The organism is Agrobacterium sp. 20P9.1.2, from assembly GCF_057799395.1.
The window spans coordinates 406,689-423,985 of record NZ_JBYOKI010000004.1; the positions used below are offsets into that span (position 1 = coordinate 406,689).

The following is a 17,297-nucleotide window of genomic DNA, read 5'->3' on the forward strand; positions in this document are numbered from 1 at the left end:
ATACAGTCGTTTGACAGACGGGTGCAGCTTCTGCGCCCGTTTTGTTATGCGTCGTGCAGTATATGGGCGGCTTTGACGGCTGCTGAAGCGCGGTTTTCCACGCCGAGTTTGACGTAAATCTGCTCCAGATGCTTGTTCACGGTGCGGGCAGACAGGCCGAGAATATCGCCAATATCCCGGTTTGACTTGCCCTTAGCGATCCACAGCAACACTTCCGATTCACGGATCGTCAAAGCAAAATGCTGGCGCAGCAGCGCATCAGCGGGTTTGTCGCTTGCCGCCGTCAGCCGGAACAGATGCTCGTCCGGCCCCATGGCACCGAGAAACGTCAGTTGCAGCGTGGCCCGGTCTGCCTGCTGAATGGTCAGCGGGCCATCACGCAGCGCATCGTTGCCTCGATTGGCGAGCCATCCCGCGATATGCTGCGTGACGATTTCCAGCCCGTCATCACGACCCGTCGCGGCATTGACCAGCCGCGTTGCCTGTGGGGTCGACCAGTGAATGGCACCGTTGGCCCGCACCGCCAGCAAGTGACGACCTGCGGCATCCAACGCCACGCGCGCACTTTGGGCAGAACGTGCATTCGATAGATGCACGCGAATGCGGGCGCGCAACTCATCGATATTGATCGGCTTTGTCAGATAATCGACACCACCGGATTCCAGCGCCCGCACCACATGTTCCGTCTCGGTCAGGCCGGTCATGAAGATGACCGGCACTTGCGTGACGGCAGCATTGGATTTCAGCCTCGTGCAGGTCTCGAAACCATCCATGGATGGCATGACGGCGTCGAGCAGGATGATATCGGGGGTGATGCGCTCTGCGATATTGAGGGCGGACTGCCCGGAGGTGGCGATCAGAACGGAAAAGCCGGACTGCTCCAGCGCATCGGTCAGAAAACCCAGCGCGTCCGGGCTATCATCCACCAGAAGCACGATATCCTTCGCTAGCGCGGCAGACGGGACGCTCATGGCTGACGCTCCTTTTTGATGCTGGGCTGGTTTTCGAAACGGCTGAGAAAGGCGGCGTAGCCCGCCATATCGAAGGACTGTACGTAACCTGTCAGTTCTTCGGTAAAGGCCAGATTTTCAGATGTGCGGGCGAGATCGGCAAGTTTTGCCTCGATGCCTCTGATATAGCCGATTTCACCCAGCTGCTGCAAATCCTTGATGTGCGATGGCCCAGGCGTGGTGATCTCGGCCCTGGCGGGTGTGGGCAGGGCAGGGGCATCCGTATCATAAACCCATGTCAGGCCCAGATGCACGGCGAGCTTGTCGCACAGGCGGCGGATATCGACTGGCTTGGCAATCGTGTCGTTGTGATTGTCCTCGCCCGCCCCGGCAATCGAACCATCGCCAATATTGGCCGAGAGCATGATAAGAGGCGCGGCCTGGCCCGCCTCGCGCAGCTTCGTCACCAGCTGCCAGCCGCTCATGCCGGGCATGGAAATGTCGATCAGGAACAGATCGGGTTTGACGCCTTCAATGAGGGTCAGGCAATCCGGGCCGCTCTGGGCTGTCAGCACCACGAAATCGAGCGGGCCAAGTACCTCGCGCATCAATTCGCGATGGTCCTCATTATCGTCAACCACGACGATGGTGCGGCGCGGGCCGGAATAGGAGACAATGGTTTTTTCCGGCGCAGGCGCTGTGCTGGGACGATCCACCGCGGAAAGCATCAGACGCACCTTGAAGGTCGAGCCCTTGTCTTTCTCGCTGACCACGGAAATTTCGCCGCCCAGCGTGTTGGTCAACAGCTGGGTGATGGTCAGCCCGAGGCCTAGGCCGGGCATGGGGCGAATGCTCTCGGCTTCGCCACGCTGGAACGGTTCGTAAATGCGGTTCAAATCCTTCTCGGCAATGCCGCGTCCTGTATCGGAAATGGTGAAGGTCGCGACCTGGCTGCGATAGGCGACATCGAAGCGCACCTGTCCCGCATCGGTGAATTTGATGGCGTTGGACAGAAGATTGACGAGGATCTGGCGCAGGCGCTTTTCATCCGTTCGGACATATTGCGGCAGCGCGCGGGTGCGCTCATGCAGCAGCTCCAGCCCCTTTGCCTGCGCCTGCGGGCGGAAGAGATCGATGATCTGGTCGAGAAAATCCTGAATGTTGATTTCGTTGGAATAGACCTGCAAGCGGCCCGCTTCGATCTTGGAAATATCCAGCAATCCATCAATCAGCCCTGAGAGGTGATCTGCGGAGCGGCGGATGACCTTGATGGCAGATTGGCGCGGCTGCGGGATGGTGTCGTCTCGCTCAAGGATCTGCGCATAGCCGAGAACGGCATTCAGCGGCGTGCGCAACTCATGACTAAGGCCGACGACGTAGCGGCTTTTCGCGCGGTTGGCGGCTTCCGCCGTGTCCTTGGCGTTCTGCAAGGCCGCGTCAGTCTTTTTGTGGGCGGCGATCTCCTTCAGCAGAAGAGTATTCTGGCGCGAGGATTCTTCCTCGGCTACCACGCGGCTGTCATGGGCGAGAACCAGAAACCAGCAGACGATGCCCGCGATGACGGCAAAGACGAAGAAGACCGCAAGGATCGTGCGGTTCACCACATCCACAGTGGCGGGGGAGGAGGTGCCCACCTGATGGGCAATCAGGGCCAGCGTTGCGCCCAAGACGATGATGGCCAGCGCCGCAGACATGGCGTAGCGCCCCAGCCGGGTGGCGAGCCGGGCCACCAGATCATTCGGCAAGAAGGTGCGCGCGACGGTGGCGACCTGATAGTTCAGCTTGGCCTTGGGCTTGCACATATCGTGGCAACGGCTGTCCAGCGAGCAGCAGAGCGAACAGATCGGCGCGGCATAAGCGGGGCACCATGCCATGTCTTCCGGCTCGAACGGATGTTCGCAGATGGAGCAGGTGATGCTGCTTTCCAGTTTCCACTTCTGTCGCGGTTTGCGCGCAAGGTAGAATTTACCCTTCGTGCCCCAGGCAATCAGCGGCGATACCGTAAACGCAACGATGAGGGTGAGGTAGGGCGCAAGCGACGCGGCCAGCGTACCGAACAGGCCGAAATGGGCCGTCAGCGCGATGGTTGCCGATAGCGCCATTGTGCCGACGCCGACGGGGTTGATGTCGTAGAGATGCGCGCGCTTGAACTCGATGCCCGGCGGCGCAAGGCCGAGCGGCTTGTTGATGAAGAGATCGGCTGAGATGGTGCAGAGCCACGCCATGGCGATGATGGAGAAGATGCCAAGCGTTTCTTCCAGCAGCCGGTAGATGCCGAGTTCCATCAACAGCAGCGCGATGATGACGTTGAACACCAGCCAGACGACGCGGCCCGGGTGGCTGTGGGTGAGGCGGGAGAAGAAGTTCGACCACGCCAGCGACCCGGCATAGGCGTTCATGACGTTGATCTTGAGCTGCGAGACGACGACGAAGGCCACCATCAGCAACAAAGCCGCGTTCTCGTTGGGGATCATGTAGCCGAAGGCGGTCAGATACATTTGCGAGGGGTCGGCGGCGCGGTCTACGGGAACGCCGGAGCTGAAGGTCAGCACCACAAGGAAGGAGCCAGCCAGCAGTTTCGGCACACCGACCAGAACCCAGCCTGCACCGGCCAGAAACACGGCAAAGCGATGCCGCAGTTTCAGCTTGCCATCGGCAGGCAGGAAGCGAAGGAAATCCACCTGCTCACCGATCTGCGACATCAGCGCCAGAATGACGGCGGACGCCGCACCGAATTCGATGAGGTTGAAATCCGCTGTCGTCCCCGGTGGGCCGGAGGCGTGGTGAATACCCGCAAAAGCCCGCCACAGATCGAATTTTCCCCAGTCCATAAAGGCGATGAAGATGAAGGGCAGGATGTTGAGAATGATCCAGAAAGGCTGAGTGATGATCTGGAAGCGGCTGATCAGCCGCACGCCGTGGGTGACGAGCGGAATGACCATGACGGCGGAGATGATGTAGCCAATCCACAAGGGTATGCCGAGCGCTAGCTCCAGCGCGCCGGACATGATCGATGCCTCGATGGCAAAGAGCATGAAGGTGAAGGCGGCATAGATGAGCGAGGTGATGGTGGAGCCGATATAGCCGAAACTCGCACCACGCGTTAGAAGGTCGATATCGACGCCGTAGCGGATGGCGTAGCGGCTGATCGGCACACCCACCGCCAGCATCACGGTGGCAGCGACGAGGATGGCGAAGAAGGCATTCGTGGTGCCATAGGACAGTGTAATCGCGCCGCCGATGGCTTCCAGCGCCAGAAACGATATAGCGCCGATGGCGGTGTGGGAAATGCGGCTGGAGGAAAACTGCCGCGCGCTTTTGGCGGTAAAGCGCAGCGCATAATCTTCCAGCGTCTGGTTGGCGACCCAGCGGTTATATTCGCGCCTGACGGGGATGATGCGTTGCCGTGCGGCCATGCCTAAAAACCAGCGCCTTTTTGGGTGTGATGCTCAATTGTGCAGTTTCCAGCCAAAGGCCTTTGTTTGCAAGGGAAATACGGCAGTCTTCGCCTCAAAGACGCACCGACATGCCGCCATCCACAGTCAAGACATGACCATTGACGAAGGAGGCCGCATCGCTGGCCAGAAACAGAGCTGCGCCAGCGATTTCATCCGGTTTTCCCCAACGCTCCAAGGGAACACGCAGCTTGGCGAAGGCCAGCATATCCGGGTCTTGCGCAAGGGCGGCGTTGGTTTCCGTGGCGAACATGCCGGGCGCGATGGCGTTGCTGGTAATGCCGCGCGCGCCGTATTCAACGGCAATGCTGCGCATCAATCCGGTTAGTCCCTGTTTTGCGACGGGGTAGATCGCATCGCCCGGTCGCACAACATGGCCTAGAATGGAGGTAATGGTAATGATGCGCCCGTAACCATTTGCTGCCATGGCCTCCGCCGCATCGCGCGAAAGGCAGATGGAGGAGGTGAGGTCGGTGCGGATGAGATCCAGCACGTCCTCGTCCCTAAAGTCGCGCAGCGGACGCCGGTCGCGCGCGCCGACATTGTTGACGAGAATATCGAGGTGTCCGACCTCGTCCATGATGCGGCGGACGAGATCGTTGCCAGCGGCAGTGTCCGCTATATCGAAGGCGGCGTAGTCAGCTTTTCCGCCTGCGTTGCGCAGGATGTCGACCGATGCTTGCAGCGTCTCGGCGTTACGTCCGGTCAGCCAGACATGCGCACCCGCCTCGGTAAAGGCCTTGGCAATCTCAAAGCCGAGACCGCGCCCGCTGCCGGTGATGATGGCCGTGCGGTTTTCCAGAGAGAATTTTTGGAGAATGCCCATCGCTCACCATCCCGTTTTGATTGGTTCATCAGCGCGAAGAATACGCGGGGCGAAGAGGAGGGAGAAAGGTCAACTGATCGACCAGCGGTTCGCAAGTGTGGACTCTGGACAGAAAAATGGCGTCGCCCGGATCGAGCGACGCCATTTCAAATATTAGGCAGCAGCCGACTTTGCGAGTGGCACTTCTGCAATCGTCTTCAGAACGACGGAAGCGATCTGGTATGGGCAGCCCTGGGAGTTCGGACGACGGTCTTCGAGGTAACCCTTGTAGCCGTTGTTGACGAAGGAGTGCGGAACGCGGATCGACGCGCCACGGTCAGCAATGCCGTAGGAGAACTTGTTCCAAGGCGCTGTTTCGTGCTTGCCGGTCAGGCGCAGATGGTTGTCTGGGCCGTAAACGTCGATGTGCTCTTTCCAGTTCTTTTCGAAAGCACCCATGAGCGCTTCGAAATACTCCTTGCCGCCAACTTCACGCATGAACTTGGTGGAGAAGTTGCAGTGCATGCCGGAACCGTTCCAGTCGGTGTCGCCGAGCGGCTTGCAATGGAATTCGACGTCGATGCCGTACTTTTCGCAAAGGCGAAGAAGCAGGTAACGCGCGATCCAGATCTGGTCGGCAGCGCTCTTGGAGCCCTTGCCGAAGACTTGGAATTCCCACTGGCCCTTGGCCACTTCGGCGTTGATGCCTTCGTGGTTGATGCCAGCTTCGAGGCAGAGGTCCAGGTGCTCTTCAACGATTTCGCGAGCGATGGAGCCGACGTTCTTGTAGCCGACGCCTGTGTAGTATGGGCCCTGTGGAGCTGGGTAACCCTGCTCAGGGAAGCCGAGCGGACGGCCATCTTCGTAGAAGAAGTATTCCTGCTCGAAGCCGAACCATGCGCCTTCGTCGTCGAGGATCGTCGCGCGGCTGTTGGAAGCGTGCGGTGTTACGCCATCTGGCATCATGACTTCGCACATAACGAGTGCGCCGTTGGTGCGGGCCGGGTCTGGATAGATGGCGACAGGCTTCAGAACGCAATCCGAGCTATGGCCTTCGGCCTGCATCGTGGAGGAGCCATCGAAGCCCCAGAGCGGAAGCTGCTCGAGTGTCGGGAATTCGTCGAATTCCTTGATCTGCGTCTTGCCGCGCAGGTTAGCTACCGGCTTGTAACCATCCAGCCAGATGTACTCGAGTTTGAACTTAGTCATTACGAACCTCTCATAGGTTAAGATGCGAAGCCTTGATATCCTTATGCGAGCAAAGCCGTCTTTTCAGACCACTCTCTCTTTCAAGTGCTGCCAAGGTAGATGCATTCGCCGTGCCAGTTTGAAAGGTGAAGTCAATTGCCGCGCTATTTTTTTGGAAGCTGCACCGGGCAAATCTCGAATTTCAATTATTTTAGAAAATTTCAATTTAAGAAAAACGCATAGATTTCCGATGCTTTTGTGCGGGCAGGGCCATTTTTCTGATCAAAAATGATGCCGTTTTTGAAAAGACGCGTATTTTTTCGTTCAAAATTTCGATTTTCGCTCACCAACTGCATAAAGACTGTTCTTTGAACTTATGCTTTGGTGATATGCCTAAATTTTAGTCTTTTTGATATTTTTTTAATCAAAAGGGGTGAAATGAAGCTTGGTTTGTATTATATTCGTAACGAAGCAAATGCTTGAGGTATTCAACGAAGAGTAACTGTCATGAGAAGCGAACCGAACATGGAAAGTGCAAAGATTTATCAGTTTCCGGTTGGTGGCCGCGCAGGCTTTAAGGGTTTCCGAAAGGATGCCGTCTCAAAGGTGCAGGCTGTTAGCGCGCAGACGACATATGTAGACTTCGACAGCTGGTATCATCAGGAAGCGATCTCGGAAAGTTCCGACGCCGACAAGCCGCACAACTGATAGACAGGCACGCCGCATCACAGCGGCGTCACGCTGTTCCTGTTTCGCCACCCCTCCTACGTCAATTGACGTATACGGTTTCAATCTCGTGAGGCCGATAGTCCCCTCCAGCAGCGGTAACAAAACCGCTGAGCCCACAGAGGCTAAACAGGAGAGGGGTTCTTCCGATGACATTTCAAAAGATGCTGAGTGGCGCTTTGCTTGGCGCTATTATGTCCACCACCGCATTCCACGGTGCCTTTGCCGCTGACGACACCATCAAGGTCGGCGTGCTGCATTCGCTGTCCGGCACTATGGCGATTTCCGAAACGACCCTTAAAGACGCCATGCTGATGCTCATCGATGAGCAGAACAAGAAGGGCGGCGTTTTGGGCAAGAAGCTCGAAGCCGTGGTTGTCGATCCGGCCTCCGACTGGCCGCTCTTTGCTGAAAAGGCTCGCCAGCTGATTTCTCAGGATAAGGTCGCCGCCGTCTTTGGTTGCTGGACCTCGTCTTCGCGCAAATCCGTTCTGCCGGTTTTCGAAGAGCTGAACTCCATCCTCTTCTATCCCGTGCAGTATGAGGGTGAAGAATCCTCCCGCAACATCTTCTACACCGGCGCCGCACCAAACCAGCAGGCCATTCCGGCGGTTGATTACCTTGCCAACACCGAAGGCGTCGAGCGCTGGGTTCTGGCCGGTACGGACTATGTCTATCCGCAGACAACCAACAAGATCCTGAAGGCCTACCTGATGTCGAAGGGCGTCAAGGAAGAGGACATCATGATCAACTACACGCCATTCGGTCATTCCGACTGGCAGACGATCGTGTCCGACATCAAAAAATTCGGCTCTGCCGGCAAGAAGACCGCCGTGGTTTCCACCATCAATGGTGACGCCAACGTGCCGTTCTACAAGGAGCTGGCAAACCAGGGCGTGAAGGCGGAAGATATTCCGGTCGTTGCCTTCTCCGTCGGTGAAGAAGAACTTGCCGGTCTCGATACCGGCCCGCTGGTTGGCCACCTTGCCGCCTGGAACTACTTCCAGTCCGTCGATGCCCCTGTGAATGCAGAGTTCATCAAGGAATGGCACGCTTTTACCAAGAACGACAAGCGCGTGACCAATGACCCGATGGAAGCCGCCTATATCGGCTTCAACGCCTGGGTCAAGGCCGTAGAAGCTGCTGGCACGACTGATACCGACAAGGTGCTGGACTCGATCATCGGCGTTTCCGTGCCGAACCTCTCCGGCGGCTACGCCACCGTCATGCCGAACCACCACATCACCAAGCCGGTGCTGATCGGTGAAATCCAGTCCGACGGCCAGTTCCAGATCGTTCAGCAGACCCCACAGGTCGTGGGCGACGAATGGTCGGATTATCTGCCGGACTCGAAAGACCTGATTTCCGATTGGCGCAAGCCAATGTCTTGCGGCAACTTCAACGTTGCGACAGGCAAGTGCGGTGGCAAGGGTAGCTGATTTAAGGGCTAATCGTCCCCGCCTTCTCTTGTAGCGGGCGGGGCCTTCTGACGCTCGAATAGTCAAAAACTGAGCCAGGATTACCCCCCTCTGCCCTGCCGGGCATCTCCCCCACAAGTGGGGAGATCGATAGCGGAGACCTCTCGGCAAACTCTGTCGTCGAGATTGAAGCGACGTCGGCACACCCAGCCAATCTCCCCCCTTGAGGGGGAGATGCCCGGCAGGGCAGAGGGGGGTGAACCACACCCACGGTGCTCAACCAAACGCACTGAAGCATCGTCGCAATGAGGAGATGACATGACGATCCGATTTCTTCTCCGAGCCGTGCTCCTATGGCTAACGCTCGGGATCGCTGCTCCGACCTACGCGCAGCAAGCCGATCCTAAACCCCTCATCGACGCACTCGGCACGGCCGATTTCAAACAGGCCGAAGCCCTGATCGGGCAGATTGCGACGACGGGAGACCCGCGTGTGGTCCCGCCGCTCAATGCCTTTGCGGAGGGCGAGCTTTACGTTCGCAAGTCCGACACTCTCGTTTTCATGACCAAGCCTGCTGGCGCCAACTTTACGCTCATCGATCCGCTGACCGGCGAAAGTGTGGGCGAAGCGCCCAAGGCGTCGGTTGCCAAGATCAAGGTCAATAACAATCTCCGTCGCGTCATTCGTGCGGCACTCGGCGGTTTGACGCTGCTCAGCCCGGAAAAATCCGTTCGCCTGTCGGCAGCCGATGCGGTGTTGAAAGCGCCGAGCGCGGAGAACCTGCAATTGCTGGAAACGGCGCTTGCCAAGGAAACGGATGCGCAGGTGCGTGGCCGTATGGAAGAGGCGCGCGCCGTTTCGCTGCTGGCTTCGGATCGGTCGGTTGAGGAAAAGCGCGCGGCCATCGAAACCATCAAGAAACTCGGCGGGCGGGATGCGATCAGCATTCTCATGGTCGCATCACCGGCGGTCGATGCCAGTCTGAAACCCGATATCGACGCGGCGATTTCCGGCATTCAAAGTTCGCTTGCGCTGTGGGATTATGCGCAGAACATCTGGTACGGTCTGTCGCTGGGCTCAGTGCTGCTGCTGGCGGCCATCGGGCTTGCCATCACCTTCGGCGTCATGGGCATCATCAACATGGCGCATGGCGAGATGGTCATGATCGGCGCCTACTCCACCTTCATGGTGCAGGAGGTGATCCGCAGCCATTATCCCGGCCTGTTCGACTGGTCGCTGACGATTGCGCTGCCGGTTGCGTTTCTGGTCACCGCTGCCGTTGGCCTCGTCATGGAGCGTGGTGTCATACGCTTTCTCTACGGACTGCCGCTGGAAACACTGCTGGCCACATGGGGCATTTCACTCATCCTGCAGCAGGGCGTGCGCTCCATCTTCGGCCCTACCAATCGCGAAGTCGGCAACCCCAGCTGGATGTCCGGGTCTTTCAGCGTCGGCTATATGAATTTCACCTGGAACCGCGTCTGGATCGTCTGCTTCTCGCTTTCCGTTTTCTTTGCGCTGCTTCTTCTGCTCAAGCGCTCGGCCTTCGGCCTGCAAATGCGCGCCGTGACCCAGAACCGGCGCATGGCTTCTTCCATGGGCATTCGCACCTCCTGGGTGGATGCCTTCACCTTCGCACTTGGTTCCGGCGTGGCCGGGCTGGCTGGGGTGGCGCTCTCTCAGATCGATAATGTCTCGCCCAATCTCGGCCAGTCCTACATCATCGACAGTTTCATGGTGGTGGTCTTCGGTGGGGTCGGCAATCTCTGGGGAACGCTGGTCGGCGCACTGTCGCTCGGCGTGCTCAACAAGTTTCTTGAGCCCACTGTCGGTGCGGTTCTCGGCAAAATTCTCGTTCTCGTTCTCATCATCCTGTTCATTCAGAAGCGGCCACGCGGTCTCTTCGCACTCAAGGGAAGGGCCATCGAAGCATGATTACCGGCTTCCTCCTTCGGGCGCTCGACCGCCGGATCCTCATCGCCATCGGCATCATCCTCGCCATCGCGGTTCTCGTGCCCGCGTCCAACCTGCTGCTTCCCGCAGACAGCCCGTTCCGCATTCCTACTTACATCATGTCCATGCTGGGCAAATATCTGGCCTATGCCATTCTGGCGCTGGCGCTCGATCTGGTCTGGGGTTATTGTGGCATTCTCTCGCTCGGTCACGCCGCCTTCTTCGCGCTCGGCGGTTATGCCATGGGCATGTATCTGATGCGCCAGATCGGCACGCGCGGCACCTACGGCCATCCAGTGCTGCCTGATTTCATGGTGTTTCTGAACTGGAAGGAACTGCCGTGGTTCTGGCATGGCTTCGACATGTTCTGGTTTGCCATGCTGATGGTGCTTGTCGTGCCGGGATTGCTGGCCTTTGTCTTTGGCTGGTTTGCCTTTCGCTCCCGCGTCAACGGCGTCTATCTCTCGATCATCACGCAGGCCATGACCTATGCGCTGCTGCTGGCCTTCTTCCGCAACGATATGGGTTTCGGCGGCAATAACGGCCTGACGGACTTCAAAGACATTCTCGGCTTTTCCGTACAGGCGGATGGCACGCGTGCCGTTCTGTTTGCCATGACAGCCATCATGCTGGCGCTGTGCCTGCTGATTGCATCCGGCATCGTCAACTCCAAATTCGGCAAGGTGCTGGTGGGTGTGCGCGATGCGGAAAGCCGGGTGCGCTTTCTGGGTTTCCGAGTGGAAAACATCAAGCTCTTCACCTTCGTCGTCTCGGCCATGATGGCCGGTATTGCCGGTGCTCTGTTCGTGCCACAGGTCGGCATCATCAACCCCGGCGAATTCTCGCCTGCCAATTCCATCGAGGTCGTCGTCTGGACGGCAGTCGGCGGGCGCGGCACGCTGATCGGGCCGATCCTCGGCGCAATCCTCGTCAATGGCGGCAAGAGCTATTTCACCGGCGCATTCCCCGAGTTCTGGCTGTTTGCGCTGGGCGGGCTGTTCATTGCGGTCACGCTGTTCTTCCCCAAGGGCATTGTCGGCACTGCCCAGCATTATCTGGCGGGACGGCGTGAAAAGCGGGTGGAAGCATCTAAGGATGCGGCCAAGCGCGCAGAAAATGACGCTGCCGTCAAACCGGCGCAACAGGCTGCGGAGTGACGGATATGAACACGATTGCCGAAAACAGAACGAAAAGCCTGCTCTATCTCGACGGCGTCTCCGTTTCCTTCGATGGTTTCAAGGCGTTGAATTCGCTGTCCTTCGTGGTCGAGCCCGGCGAACTGCGCGCCATCATCGGCCCCAACGGCGCGGGTAAGACGACCATGATGGACATCATCACCGGCAAGACCCGCCCTGACACAGGCAAGGTGCTGTTTGAAGACAGCATTGACCTCACCAAAAAGGACGAGGCGGATATCGCCCAGCTCGGCATTGGTCGCAAATTCCAGAAGCCCACTGTGTTCGAAAGCCATACGGTCTGGGACAATCTGGAACTGGCGCTTAACCGCAAACGCGGTGTCTTCGCCACGCTGTTCTATCGCCTGACGGAAGAGGACAAGGCGCGTATCGAAGAGATTTTGGCCACGGTCCGCCTCAGTTCACGCCGCAACGATCTGGCTGCCAATCTCTCCCACGGGCAAAAGCAATGGCTGGAAATCGGCATGCTGCTGGCGCAGGAACCGAAGCTCCTTCTGGTGGATGAGCCGGTGGCGGGCATGACGGATGCGGAGACGGCAGAGACGGCGGTGCTGCTGAAGGAAATCGCCAGGACACGCTCGGTGGTGGTGGTGGAGCACGACATGGGCTTCATCCGCGAACTGGGCGTCAAGGTGACGTGTCTGGCCGAGGGATCGGTGCTGGCCGAAGGGTCGATCGATTTCGTGTCGAGCGATCCGAAGGTGATCGAGAATTATTTGGGGCGGTGATGGAAAACACACTGGTCTTGGCGCCCCCCTCTGCCCTGCCGGGCATCTCCCCCACAGGTGGGGAGATCGGCAAGGCGATCCAGCGACGCTTCATCCGCAACGTTAAAGAGGGCCGAGAGGCTGCCACTGGTCAATCTCCCCACCTGTGGGGGAGATGCCCGGCAGGGCAGAGGGGGGTGAGCCACACCCACAACGCCGCAACGGGAGCGACATCATGCTAAGCGTCGAAAACATCAATCTCCATTACGGCGCAGCGCAAGCCTTGCGCGGCATTTCGCTGAATGCGGAAATGGGCAAGATCACCTGCGTGCTGGGGCGCAACGGCGTCGGCAAGAGTTCTTTGCTCAGAGCCGTCACAGGTCAGCACCCGCTCAGCGGCGGTACAATCAGTTTTGGCGGTGAGAGCCTCAACGGGCTTGCGCCTTACCAGCGCGCCAAGCGCGGTGTGGGCTATGTGCCGCAGGGGCGTGAGATTTTTCCATTGTTGACGGTTCAGGAAAATCTGCAATCGGGCTATGCGCCGCTGCCGCGCAAGGAACGCTTCATTCCAGATGATATTTTCAGCCTGTTTCCGGTTCTGCAATCCATGCTGTCACGCCGGGGAGGCGACCTCTCGGGCGGGCAGCAGCAGCAACTGGCCATTGGCCGCGCGCTGGTAACACGCCCCAAAATCCTGGTGCTGGACGAACCGACGGAAGGCATTCAGCCATCGATCATCAAGGATATCGGTCGTGCGATTAAATATCTGCGGGACTCGACGGGCATGGCGATCCTGCTCGTTGAACAGTATCTCGACTTCTGCCGCGAGCTTGCTGATTACGTTTATATCATGGACCGAGGCGAGATCGTGCATGAGGGTGCGGCAGAAACGCTGGATACAGTTGAAGCGCGGCGACATTTGACGGTATAATAATACCTTATACTGTCAAATCTACCTCACGAACCGATAAAAATGATGTAATTCGTGACCGATATTACAATGATGCATAGCATTCATGCGTAATTTTAGCGTTTCACTGAGAAAAAACCTGTGTTATTTGGCAGCGCAAATGCTGCATGCGAGACACAGTGGTTTAACCATCCGCACGCCGCTTCCGTCGATCCCTTACATTCCACGTAATTTCCGGCATAGTATGTCGGGAACAGTGCCAATAAAGGCGTGCCGATGAATTTTACGACTGCTGCTGGCCGGTTTTTCCGGTTCGTCCGTCCCGCTCGCGCTCTTGTCGCGGGCTTTGTCATTCTCACAGCAACCAGCGCCGCAGCTTTGGCTTCAACCTGCGGTCAGACAATGGAACCCGGCAGACACGCGTTTTCGCTGATGTCTGAAGGGTCTGAACGTGCGGGCGTTTATTTTGTTCCGTCTTCTTATGACGGAAATAAAAAAATGCCTGTGGTGTTCGATTTTCATGGCAGCAACAGCAATCCAAATGGACAGTTGGACCGCAGCGGCTGGGATAAGGTCGGCGAGCGCGAGGGCATCGTGGTTGTGGCGCTTCAGGGTAGCCTCAGCGGCGAGTTGCCTGACACTAACGCGTGGAACGTGCCCGGCGTGACCAAGCGCGAGGGTGGGCTGGATGAGCCTGGCTTCATTCGTGATGCCATCACCATGGTCAAATCCAAATTCTGCGTGGATGAAGAACGCTTCTACGGATCCGGTTATTCCGGCGGCGGCCGCATGCTGTCGCAGTTCCTCTGCAATGGCAGCAACGACTTTGCCGCTGCAGGTTTCGTCGCCTCGCTCCGCGCCGGATATCCAGTCGAGACCGAAGGCAAGTGGGCGCCGGATGCGACAAGCTGCACGCCTGCAAAGCCCCTGTCCATCGTTGCCTTTGCTGGTCTCAAAGACCCTGCCAATCCCTATCAGGGTGGCGGCAAGTCTTACTGGCAATATAGCGGGGAAACCGCGCTGAAGCGCTGGGCGGAAATCGATGGATGCAAGGGCTCGGTCAAAAGCAAGCCGAGCGATAGCTTCACCCTGAATTCCTACGATGTCTGCAAAAGCGGTGCACGCATCCATTCCTATGTCATCGATGCCTGGGACCATGCCTGGCCGCGCGCGACGATGAAGGCGGATATCGTTGCCTCCGCCGCCACCATCATTCGCAAGCCTTCGAGCGATACCGCTGGCAAGGTGCAGCAGGCCGTTGAACGCAAGATGCCCACAACGGATACGGTGCAGCGGGTTGATGCGGCCGAAAGAATGTGGGAGTTCTTCCAGAACAAGGAAGGGCAGATGGTTGTCGATGCAACTGCGAAAACCGATTGCTCGGTGAAAGCGGTTCCCGCTTCCGCATCCGCGAAAGCTTCGGAGACGTCGTGCAGCCAGACGAGCAAAGCATCCCTCAACACCGCCCGCAGCGCGCCAGAGGCCGCGGGCGCGTTGTAACCAAAGCGCTGAATGGGCGCAGCCGTCTGGACGAATTGTTTCAGGAAGGCTGCGCCAAGATCAGATTGCCTGATACGTTTTCCAATGAAATGGAGGCCATTCTCATCAACTCCTCCGGCGGCTTGACCGGGGGAGACGAGATCGAATGGCAGGCGGTTGCCGGTGAAGGCACATCGCTCGTCGTCACGACGCAGGCCTGCGAAAAGGTCTACAAAGCCGCCGCTGGCACGACCACCGTGACGGCCCGCGTCGCCGCCGGCCCCAATGCCAGGCTTCACTGGCTGCCGCAGGAAACCATCCTTTTCGACCGCGCTTCCCTGACCCGCAGGCTGGAAGCGGATATCGATGCCTCCGCTGAATTCATTGCTGTGGAGGCCGTTTTGCTCGGTCGTCAGGCCATGGGCGAGGCGATGGAGGAGGGGCTGTTTCGCGACCGCTGGCGCATTCGCCACGGTGGCAAGCTGGTTCATGCGGAAGAACTGCGTCTCGATGGAAAGATTGCCGAACTGACCAGCGCAGCGCCGGTTCTCTCCGGTCAGGTCGCATTCGCAACTCTTCTTTACATCGGCCCGTTGGCTGAGGCGCTTTTGCCTAAAATACGGGCTGTTGCCGGGTTTTCCGGCGGTGCCAGCGAGTGGCAGGGAAAGCTCGTCGTGCGCCTGTCCGCGCCGGATGGATTCACCTTGAGAAAAATGCTGTTTCCGATCATTTCGCTCTTGCGAAATGGCGCGCCAGTGCCGAAAGTCTGGAATCTCTGATGAATGAAACGGGACGACAATGAACCTCACCCCCAGAGAAAAAGACAAGCTTCTGATTTCCATGGCAGCCATGGTGGCGCGTCGCCGTCTGGAGCGGGGCGTCAAGCTCAATTACCCAGAAGCCATTGCGCTCATTACCGATTTCGTCGTCGAAGGCGCGCGCGATGGCCGCGCCGTGTCCGAGTTGATGGAAGCGGGCGCGCATGTCATTTCGCGTGATCAGGTCATGGATGGCATTGCCGAGATGATCCATGACGTGCAGGTGGAAGCGACCTTCCCTGACGGTACCAAGCTGGTGACCGTGCACGAACCCATTCGCTAAAGGAGCGGCACCATGGCCCTTGAACTGCGCCCGAACTGCGAATGCTGCGACAGGGATTTAGCCCCCGACAGTTTCGACGCGATGATGTGTTCTTTCGAATGCACCTATTGCCGCGACTGCGCAACAACGGTGCTGGACGGAAAATGCCCCAATTGCGGTGGCGAACTGGTGCGACGTCCCATCCGCCCCGCGGCAAAGCTGGTGAACAACCCGGCTTCGACCAAGCGGGTTTTGAAGGCAGAAGGCTGCACACCCGTCAAAGCGGCGTGACGACGAGAGGAAAAGATCATGATTCCAGGTGAAGTCATAGCGGCAGACGGTGTGATCGAGCTCAACGCCGGTCAGCCCACCATAACCATCGAGGTGGCCAATACGGGTGACCGGCCCGTTCAGGTCGGCAGCCATTATCACTTTGCCGAAACCAATGCGGCTCTGGATTTCGAGCGCGAGAAGGCGCACGGTATGCGTCTGGATATTCCCGCCGGAACCGCGGTTCGTTTCGAGCCCGGCCAGAAGCGCGAGGTGACGCTGGTGCCGCTTTCCGGCAAGCGGGAAGTCTATGGTTTTCGTAAACTCGTCATGGGGAGGCTTTGACAATGAGTACCGAACATTATCATGGAAGTTGCCAGTGTGGTGCGGTGAGCTTTGAGGTGGATGCCGATCTCGACAAGTCGGTGACCTGCAATTGCTCCCGCTGCAAGCGGCTTGGGTCTGTGCTGGCCTTTGCGCCGAAGGAGAAGTTCACGCTTTTGTCCGGTGAAGATCACCTGAAGGAATATCTCTTCAACAAGAAGAAAATCCATCATCTTTTCTGCGGTGATTGCGGCATTGAAAGCTTTGCCTATGCCGACGCGCCCGATGGTACGCCGATGGTCGCCGTCAATGCCAATTGTCTCGATGGTGTCGATCCGCGTGCGCTGACACCGCATGCTCATGATGGCGCCGCCGCCTGATGTGGGTCAGCAGCGTGATGCCACGTTTTTCATGCGGCCTTCTGCTTTTGTGCGCAGGCCTGTTTTCGTCCGTTGCTCTTCATGACGCCAAGGCGCAGGAAGAGCCGGATTGTGACTCGCCAACGACGCAGGCGGATATGAACGCCTGCGCGGCGATTGAATATGAAGCGGCCGACAAGGATTTGAATGCCGCCTATCAGCAGGTTCGCAAGAAGATGAGTGCCTGGGACAAGGCCGCTGACGATGACAGCAAAGGCGCTGTCGATGCGCTGGTTGCTGCGCAGCGCGCCTGGGTCTCCTTCCGCGATGCCAATTGCGAAGCGGCAGGCTTTCAGGCGCGTGGCGGCACTATGGAGCCAATGCTCGTTTCGTCCTGCCTTGCCGATATGAGCACGAAACGCGCCGAAGAACTTCGCGCTCTTGCCGACGGTTTTTGATGTGATCGCTGCCTTTGTT

17 protein-coding genes are annotated in these 17,297 nt (G+C 58.2%); 13 read left to right on the top strand and 4 right to left on the bottom strand.

The features are described from left to right. Positions 1-44: 44 nt before the first annotated feature. From AC27VJ_RS14630 to AC27VJ_RS14645, 4 genes are all read right to left on the bottom strand, one after another. Positions 45-971 (bottom strand): response regulator, encoded by a 927-nt coding sequence (locus AC27VJ_RS14630; RefSeq protein WP_488684632.1) that lies wholly within the window; start codon positions 969-971, stop codon positions 45-47. Next, positions 968-4,366 (bottom strand): hybrid sensor histidine kinase/response regulator, encoded by a 3,399-nt coding sequence (locus tag AC27VJ_RS14635; protein ID WP_488684633.1) that lies wholly within the window; start codon positions 4,364-4,366, stop codon positions 968-970. The genes AC27VJ_RS14630 and AC27VJ_RS14635 overlap by 4 nt, the downstream gene beginning before the upstream one ends. Positions 4,367-4,460: 94 nt before the next feature. Further along, positions 4,461-5,231 carry an SDR family oxidoreductase gene (locus AC27VJ_RS14640; RefSeq protein ID WP_488684634.1) on the bottom strand — a complete coding sequence of 257 codons (771 nt, stop codon included), beginning with the start codon at positions 5,229-5,231 and terminating at the stop codon, positions 4,461-4,463. Positions 5,232-5,384: 153 nt separating this feature from the next. Continuing rightward, the gene (locus AC27VJ_RS14645; RefSeq protein ID WP_045228543.1) at positions 5,385-6,419 is read right to left on the bottom strand and encodes a glutamine synthetase beta-grasp domain-containing protein; all 1,035 of its coding nucleotides are present in this window, start codon (positions 6,417-6,419) and stop codon (positions 5,385-5,387) included. 486 nt (positions 6,420-6,905) lie between these two features. Here AC27VJ_RS14645 and AC27VJ_RS14650 point away from each other — a divergent pair, with 486 nt between their 5' ends. The 13 genes from AC27VJ_RS14650 to AC27VJ_RS14710 all read left to right on the top strand — a co-directional run bounded on the left by AC27VJ_RS14650 (position 6,906) and on the right by AC27VJ_RS14710 (position 17,278). Next, entirely contained in the window at positions 6,906-7,106 is a 201-nt protein-coding gene (locus AC27VJ_RS14650; protein WP_113088838.1) for a DUF2735 domain-containing protein, read from the top strand. A 167-nt stretch (positions 7,107-7,273) separates the two neighbouring features. Then, the gene (urtA, locus tag AC27VJ_RS14655) at positions 7,274-8,563 is read left to right on the top strand and encodes an urea ABC transporter substrate-binding protein (RefSeq protein WP_113088837.1); all 1,290 of its coding nucleotides are present in this window, start codon (positions 7,274-7,276) and stop codon (positions 8,561-8,563) included. A 297-nt stretch (positions 8,564-8,860) separates the two neighbouring features. Continuing rightward, the gene (gene urtB / locus AC27VJ_RS14660; protein ID WP_488684635.1) at positions 8,861-10,477 is read left to right on the top strand and encodes an urea ABC transporter permease subunit UrtB; all 1,617 of its coding nucleotides are present in this window, start codon (positions 8,861-8,863) and stop codon (positions 10,475-10,477) included. After that, the gene (gene urtC, locus AC27VJ_RS14665; RefSeq protein ID WP_488684636.1) at positions 10,474-11,652 is read left to right on the top strand and encodes an urea ABC transporter permease subunit UrtC; all 1,179 of its coding nucleotides are present in this window, start codon (positions 10,474-10,476) and stop codon (positions 11,650-11,652) included. The genes urtB and urtC overlap by 4 nt, the downstream gene beginning before the upstream one ends. A 5-nt stretch (positions 11,653-11,657) precedes the next feature. Beyond that, complete coding sequence (gene urtD / locus AC27VJ_RS14670) at positions 11,658-12,419, top strand: urea ABC transporter ATP-binding protein UrtD (protein WP_488684637.1); 762 nt, start codon at positions 11,658-11,660, stop codon at positions 12,417-12,419. Between the two features lie 214 nt (positions 12,420-12,633). Then, positions 12,634-13,329 (top strand): urea ABC transporter ATP-binding subunit UrtE, encoded by a 696-nt coding sequence (gene urtE, locus AC27VJ_RS14675; RefSeq protein ID WP_353577447.1) that lies wholly within the window; start codon positions 12,634-12,636, stop codon positions 13,327-13,329. A 255-nt stretch (positions 13,330-13,584) separates the two neighbouring features. After that, positions 13,585-14,808: a CE1 family esterase gene (locus tag AC27VJ_RS14680; protein ID WP_488684638.1), complete on the top strand. Its 1,224-nt coding sequence runs from the start codon at positions 13,585-13,587 to the stop codon at positions 14,806-14,808. Further along, entirely contained in the window at positions 14,739-15,566 is an 828-nt protein-coding gene (locus tag AC27VJ_RS14685) for an urease accessory protein UreD (RefSeq protein WP_488684639.1), read from the top strand. Before AC27VJ_RS14680 ends, AC27VJ_RS14685 begins: the two co-directional genes overlap by 70 nt. Before the next feature lie 19 nt (positions 15,567-15,585). Then, positions 15,586-15,888: an urease subunit gamma gene (locus AC27VJ_RS14690; RefSeq protein WP_062451978.1), complete on the top strand. Its 303-nt coding sequence runs from the start codon at positions 15,586-15,588 to the stop codon at positions 15,886-15,888. A gap of 12 nt (positions 15,889-15,900) precedes the next feature. Then, positions 15,901-16,158 carry a DUF1272 domain-containing protein gene (locus tag AC27VJ_RS14695; protein WP_488684640.1) on the top strand — a complete coding sequence of 86 codons (258 nt, stop codon included), beginning with the start codon at positions 15,901-15,903 and terminating at the stop codon, positions 16,156-16,158. 18 nt (positions 16,159-16,176) lie between these two features. Beyond that, positions 16,177-16,482 carry an urease subunit beta gene (locus tag AC27VJ_RS14700; RefSeq protein WP_488684641.1) on the top strand — a complete coding sequence of 102 codons (306 nt, stop codon included), beginning with the start codon at positions 16,177-16,179 and terminating at the stop codon, positions 16,480-16,482. 2 nt (positions 16,483-16,484) lie between these two features. Continuing rightward, a complete protein-coding gene (locus tag AC27VJ_RS14705) occupies positions 16,485-16,841 on the top strand; it encodes a GFA family protein (protein WP_488684642.1) in 357 nt (118 codons plus the stop codon). A gap of 17 nt (positions 16,842-16,858) precedes the next feature. Next, positions 16,859-17,278, top strand: a complete 420-nt coding sequence (locus tag AC27VJ_RS14710; RefSeq protein ID WP_488684643.1) for a lysozyme inhibitor LprI family protein — start codon at positions 16,859-16,861, stop codon at positions 17,276-17,278. Positions 17,279-17,297: the final 19 nt, after the last annotated feature.